The 5088-nt window shown below is 70.2% G+C and carries 5 protein-coding genes; 1 reads left to right on the top strand and 4 read right to left on the bottom strand.

From position 1 onward, the window contains the following. A partial coding sequence (locus tag AB0J97_RS51435) for an integrase core domain-containing protein (protein ID WP_364104736.1) occupies nt 1-821 on the top strand: 821 nt, incomplete at its 5' end. A 48-nt stretch (nt 822-869) separates the two neighbouring features. Here AB0J97_RS51435 and AB0J97_RS51430 read toward each other — a convergent pair. The 4 genes from AB0J97_RS51430 to AB0J97_RS51415 form a co-directional block, all read right to left on the bottom strand. Next, entirely contained in the window at nt 870-1628 is a 759-nt protein-coding gene (locus tag AB0J97_RS51430) for an AraC family transcriptional regulator (protein ID WP_364104733.1), read from the bottom strand. Nucleotides 1629-2030: 402 nt separating this feature from the next. Further along, complete coding sequence (locus AB0J97_RS51425) at nt 2031-3245, bottom strand: cytochrome P450 (RefSeq protein ID WP_364104730.1); 1215 nt, start codon at nt 3243-3245, stop codon at nt 2031-2033. Between the two features lie 31 nt (nt 3246-3276). Continuing rightward, entirely contained in the window at nt 3277-4647 is a 1371-nt protein-coding gene (locus tag AB0J97_RS51420) for an FAD-dependent oxidoreductase (protein ID WP_364104727.1), read from the bottom strand. Continuing rightward, the gene (locus AB0J97_RS51415) at nt 4637-4846 is read right to left on the bottom strand and encodes a ferredoxin (RefSeq protein ID WP_364104724.1); all 210 of its coding nucleotides are present in this window, start codon (nt 4844-4846) and stop codon (nt 4637-4639) included. Before AB0J97_RS51415 ends, AB0J97_RS51420 begins: the two co-directional genes overlap by 11 nt. Nucleotides 4847-5088 lie beyond the last annotated feature (242 nt).

Below are 5088 nucleotides of genomic sequence, written 5' to 3'. Positions count from 1 at the left end.
CCGCACTGGCGCGACTGCTCCCCATACGGCTTCGCCTCCATCGGATCGTGACGCCGGGCACCTTGCCGGCCTGGCACCGCCGCCTGGTCAGCCAACGCTGGACCTACCCAAACACAGCCGGACGTCCACCGATACCGGACGAGCTGCGTGATCTGGTGATACGGCTGGCCAGAGAGAATCCCCGATGGGGGCACCGGCGGATCCAAGGCGAACTGCTCGGCCTCGGCCATCGAATCGTGGAGGGCACCATCCGCCGGATCCTCGCCGCGGCCGGCCTCGATCCAGCGCCACGCCAGGCGACACCGACCTGGCGACCGTTCCTTACTTCGCAAGCCTCCAGCATCTTGGCCTGCGACTTCCTGCACGACGACACCGTGTTCCTCAAACGACTGCACGTCTTCTTCGTCATGGAGATCGAGACACGGCGTGTACACCTGCTGGGCGTCACCTCCAACCCGACGGGCGCATGGACGACCCAGCAAGCCCGGAACCTGCTGATGGACCCGGGTGAACGCGCCGACGCCTTCAGGTTTCTCATCCGAGACCGTGACGGCAAGTTCCCCCGCATCTTCGATGAGACGTTCGCCGCCGCCAGCATGCGGGTCATCAAGACGCCCGTCCGGTCCCCACGAGCGAACGCGTTCGCCGAACGATTCGTGGGAACACTACGCCGAGACTGCCTCGATCACCCGCTCATCCATGGCGAGCGGCACCCGCGCAAGGTCCTGACCGAGTCCGAACACCATTTCAACCATCATCGCCCGCATCAGGGCCGCACCCTCCGCCCTCCGCCCTCCGCTGCACGAACCCCAGCGAAGTGATCGACGTAGCCACCCCGATCCACCGCCGGAGGACCGTCACCGGGCTGATCAGCGAGTACCGCAGAGCAGCCTGACCGTCCGGCAAACGGCCAGCTCGACAGCAGTGTGTCCGCGTTTTGGCACCGCACAGGCCTGGAAGTTGCGGTGGAGGGCCGAGACGCTCATCCCCGCCAGCCTGGCCACGTCCTCGACGGAGAAGGGCTGCGCGTAGGGGGCGCGGATCCACTGCACCGCACGGGCGACGTGGCTGAGGCTGCTGTCGGGAAGCCCGAACTGGCGCACGGTCGGGCCCTGCTCGCCGGTGATCAGCCGCCAGAGGATCTCCCGCTTGATGAGCGGCGCGAGGACGGCAATGTCGCCCGGCCGGTCGAGCAGGCGCAGCAGGCGGACGACGGCGTCGAGGAGCTCGGCGGAGGCGGTGCTGACCGCCAGGCCGGGCGGGGCGTCGTCGCCGAGCTCCGGCAGATCGCCCGCAGCCGCCTGCAGCGTCACCTCCGCGATGGCCGCCGGACGCAGAGTCAGCCCGACGCCGAGGCCAGGGTGTTCAGAACTGGCCTTCGCGAAATGGGCGGTCACCGGCAGATCGACCGAGGCGACGAGATACTGCCCCTCCCGGTACTCGTACAGGCGGTCGCCCAGCGCGAACCGTTTCGTGCCCTGCGCGACGAGCGCCAGAACCTTGCCGTAGGTCGTCGGCGTCGGAGGCTGGGGGCGCTCGGCCTTGAAGATCAGGACGTCCGCAATGGGGGTGCTGAGATCGGGTCGAGCATGGCGGATGAGAAGGTCGCGCAGCTCGTCGAGGGCCATAATCCTGGTCCAAACACCGCGCGGCGCCCGGCGACAACCCGGCCAGCTTCACGCTACCTGTTGTACGCGAAAGGAGGGGTTAGCCCCGGCGAGTGGGCCGGCGCTGCGGTCCGTGGCTTCTGGCTGAACCGCTGGTTCGGCACTGCCACACCTGAGGAGGCACTGTGCGCGCTGTCCCAGGTTCGCCGTCTCGTCGCCAATGGCGTGCTGACCGTCCTCCAAGACCGGCCGTTTCGCTCGAACGCTTCCCTGAACCCGTCTCACTCGCCGAAGCGCCGGCACATGGTGCCAAGACTTGCCTCGTCTTCGAAGACGTGCAAGACAACAGCGGCAGGTAGCAAGCGGCCCTGCAAACGCCCAGCCACTGCTTCGCGCCTCAGCCGCATGGCTCTCGCACCGATGTCAGGCGGGTTCTTGCAGCTCGATCGGGAGGTGGCGGGGGCCGCGGAGCATGGCGTTGTGCCGGTAGGGCGGCGGGTCCTGGATCAGGGTCGCGGTGCCGAGGCCGGGGATCAGCGCGCCAAGGGCGATCTGGGCTTCGAGCCGGGCCAGCGGACCGCCGTAACACAGGTGGATGCCGCCGCCGAAGCCGAGGTGCTGGTTGTCCGGGCGCGTGGGATCGAACCGGTCGGGCTCGTGGAACCGTTTCGGGTCGCGGTTGCCAGAGGCGAGTACGAGCACCAGCGGCGTGCCTTCGGGCAGGGTGAACCCGGCGAGGTCGATGTCGGCGAGCGGGATGCGCTCGCGCATGTGCACCGGGGGCTCGTAGCGCAGCAGTTCCTCCACCGCCCCGGGCAGCAGTCCGGGGTCGTCGCGCAGCCGGTCGAGCTGGTCGGGGTGCCGCAGCAGGGTGAGCACCCCGTTGGTGATCAGATTGACCGTGGTCTCGTGCCCGGCGATGAGCAGCAGGACGGCGGTCTCCGCCAGTTCCTCGCGGGTGAGCCGCATGGCCGGGTCCGGCTCGTTGACGAAGGCGGACAGCATGTCGTCACCCGGGTTGCCGCGTCGCTGATCGGCGAGGTCCACCAGGTACCGGCCCATGTCGGCCCTGGCCTGCCGGCCGGCTCGATCCCGCTCGGTGGTGTCGTCCCCGGTGCCGACGTCGGCGGAGGCGACGATCGCGTCGGACCACTCCCGGAACCGCGGCTCGTCCTCGCGCGGGACGCCGAGCAGCCGGCAGATGACCGCGACAGGCAGCGGGTAGGCGAAGTCGTCGACGATGTCGATCCGGGTGCGGTCGCCCAGCGTCTCCATCAGGTCCTCGGTGACCTCGGTGATCTGCCCGCACATGGCGTCGATGCGGCCAGGGCTGTGCGGGGGGCCGAAGGGTCGCATGGCCAGGGTGCGCAGCCTGTGGTGCTCGGGGTCGTCGAGCCGCAGGAACGGGAGCTGCTGGTCGGTGGACAGATCGGGGTCCGGAGCACGGCGGCTGCGGGGATCGACACTGATCCGCGGGTCGTGGAGCAGGGCGTTGATCTCGTGGTAGGTGCCGACCAGGTAGGTGCCGTCGGCCTGCTGCACCACGGGACCGGCCTCGCGGAGTTCCGCGTACAGGGGGTAGGGGTCGGGGCGGCTGGCGTAGTCGGTGATTCGTCTCAGCAGGGTGTCGGTGGTCATGGTCTGGGCTCCTCGTGGACGGTCGGAAGGGTCAGCCAGGACGCACCATGGTCAGCCGGCGGTCCGGCAGGTGACCGGTGAGCGCGACAAGGGGACCGTGGGAGAGCCCCTTCGGGTCCGGCACGTCGGAGGGAAGCGGCAGCTCGGCGGCGAGGGTACGGTCCGCCGCGCCGGGCGCGGGCGGGAACGGGGCAGCGGTCTCGATCAGGTGCTGGTAGTACTCGAGCGACTTGGCCATGTTGACGGTGACCGCGGCGGTGACCCGGCCCCGGTAGCCGTACACCACCGCCAGCCGGCGCGCCTCCAGCGAGCCCTGCGCGAGGACGATCTGGTCGGAGAAGGTGGGGACGCCCACCGACTTGATGTTGAGCCCGAACTGGCTCGACCAGAACGTCGGCAGCGCGAGATGCGGACGCCGCAGCGGCCCCGGATTGACCATGTTGTGCGCCGCCACCTCGGCCTGCGCGACCGCGTTACCCCAGTGCTCCAAGGAGAGCAGCTGGTACTCGAACAGCGGATGAGGGAAGCGGGAGACGTCGCCGGCGACGAAGACGTCGTCGGTGACGATCCCGTACATGTCGAAGGCCCGGCACCCGCCGTCGCAGGCGATCCCGCGTGGGCCCGCCGCCAGCCCGGCGTCTTTGAGCCATTCGACGTTGCGGACCGCGCCCAGCGCCACGACGCAGACGTCCGCGGCGACGTGGCTGCCGTCGGACAGGTCCGCGCCGGTGAAACGGCCGTTCCCGTCCCCACGCAGGGCGGTGACCGTCACCCCGCAGCGCAGGTCCACCCCGTGGGCCCGCTGCATGCCGGCGGCGAGCTTCGACAACGTGCCGCCGAGCGCGCCCACCAGAGGCGCGGGGCCGCGTTCGGTGACCGTGACCTCCAGGCCCCGTTCCCGGCAGGCCGAGGCGATCTCCGAGCCGGTGAAGCCGCCGCCGATCACCAGCACCCGCTGCGGCCCGGCGGCCAGCCGCTCGGCCAGCCGTCCGGCGTCATCCCAGGTGCGCAGGGTGAGCACCCCGTCCAGGGCGGCCTCCTCCGCGTTGGGCCAGGGCCGCGCCCGGGTTCCGGTGGCGATCAGCAGCCGGTCGAAGGGGAGCGAGTCACCGTCGGCCAGCATCACCCGCTTTCCGAGTGGATCCAGGCCCGTGGCAGTTGCTCCGAGCCGCCAGTGGGCGTCCGGGTCGCGGCGCATCGGCAGCTCGGTGGCGTCCGCCGCCGCCTGGCCGAGCAGCACCTGCTTGGACAGCGGCGGCCTGTCGTAGGGCGGGCGGAGCTCGTCTCCCACCACGGTCAGAGAGCCGGTGAAGCCCTCCTCGCGCAGTGTCTCAGCGGCCCGCAGCCCCGCCAGCGACGCGCCGACGATGACGATCCTGCCCGCCCGCAGGTCATCGGCCATCGACGCTCACCGCCTCGCCGAGGACGATGGCCTGGACCGGGCACGCCACCGCGGCCTGGCGCACGCGCCCCAGCTGGTCGTCGGGGACGACCGGCGTGTACAGCAGCGCCTCCTCCCCATGCAGTCGGAACACCCCTGGCGCGAGAAACACGCACTGCGCGTAGCCCTGGCAGCGGGTGAGGTCCACGACGATCCGCATCCCACCATTCCCTCCGTCACCTCACCCCTGTTCCTGTCCAGAGCAGCGGCAAAGGGAATCGGACAATCGGGGATGCGTCCGGTAATCGCCTGGCAGGCGGCACTGGACAACTCACCGTCAGGCTTCTTCGTGCGCGACCGCCCGTGCGGACGTCAGCCGTGCGGACAAGGCCCAGCGACCGGGACCGAACGCGGCGATGAGCAGGAACCCCCAGCAGAAGAGAGCGGCCTTCTCACCGCCGT

It is taken from the genome of Nonomuraea sp. NPDC049607 (genome assembly GCF_040675375.1).
In the GTDB taxonomy this organism is placed as follows: Bacteria; Actinomycetota; Actinomycetes; order Streptosporangiales; family Streptosporangiaceae; genus Nonomuraea.
The sequence above is the reverse complement of the archived record's forward strand: the minus strand, read 5'-3'. Positions and strand labels throughout refer to the sequence as shown.

What these genes read in the sequence shown, in the direction of transcription:
- AB0J97_RS51430 (WP_364104733.1), bottom strand. Translation starts at nt 1,628, where the DNA reads ATGGCCCTCGACGAGCTGCGCGACCTTCTCATCCGCCATGCTCGACCC.
- AB0J97_RS51425 (WP_364104730.1), bottom strand. Translation starts at nt 3,245, where the DNA reads ATGACCACCGACACCCTGCTGAGACGAATCACCGACTACGCCAGCCGC.
- AB0J97_RS51420 (WP_364104727.1), bottom strand. Translation starts at nt 4,647, where the DNA reads ATGGCCGATGACCTGCGGGCGGGCAGGATCGTCATCGTCGGCGCGTCG.
- AB0J97_RS51415 (WP_364104724.1), bottom strand. Translation starts at nt 4,846, where the DNA reads ATGCGGATCGTCGTGGACCTCACCCGCTGCCAGGGCTACGCGCAGTGC.